The sequence below is a fragment of the Cellvibrio sp. genome, assembly GCF_053579595.1.
Genome location: NZ_JBRFPI010000543.1, coordinates 1 through 590 on the forward strand (window position 1 = coordinate 1; position 590 = coordinate 590).

Below are 590 nucleotides of genomic sequence, written 5' to 3' on the forward strand. Positions count from 1 at the left end.
TCTGCACCTTTGAGTGCAACCACCAATACATCGGAAGATACTTCGCGCAGCAGCGCTTGAATGCCGCGGTCGTCCACCTCTTTGAGGTTTTCGAATACGAACATCAGATCCTGGATTTGGTTGCCCATATCCTCGTCGATTTCTTTGATGCCTTCCATCAATTCGGCTTCAATAGAACCATCCAGATTGTTCATAATTTCCGCCGCCACTTTGTAACCACCCATGGCTTTGGTTTGCGATGCCGCATTGCCCGAGAATTGTTTTTCCAGAATATCGTTCAATTCTTGCAAGGCGCTCGGCTGTACGGTGTCCAGCGAGGCGACGCGCATCATAATATCGAGGCGAACTTTCTCAGGAAAATATCCCAAGATTTCAGCGGATTGATCTGAATCCAGATAAGCGATCACAATCGCCTGAATCTGCGGGTGTTCGTTGCGAATAATATCGGCAACGGAACGCGCCTCCATCCATTTGAGCGTATCCAGACCTGTGGTATTTCCACCAATCAAAATACGGTCAATCAAACTATTCGCTTTATCTTCACCTAACGCAGTGACCAGCATTTTGCGGATGTAATTATCAGCACCCAC

The 590-nt window shown here is 47.6% G+C and carries 1 protein-coding gene; it reads right to left on the reverse strand.

The features are described 5' to 3' along the window. A partial coding sequence (locus tag ACWA6V_RS20910; RefSeq protein WP_449524296.1) for a flagellar motor switch protein FliG occupies positions 1-590 on the reverse strand: 590 nt, incomplete at both ends.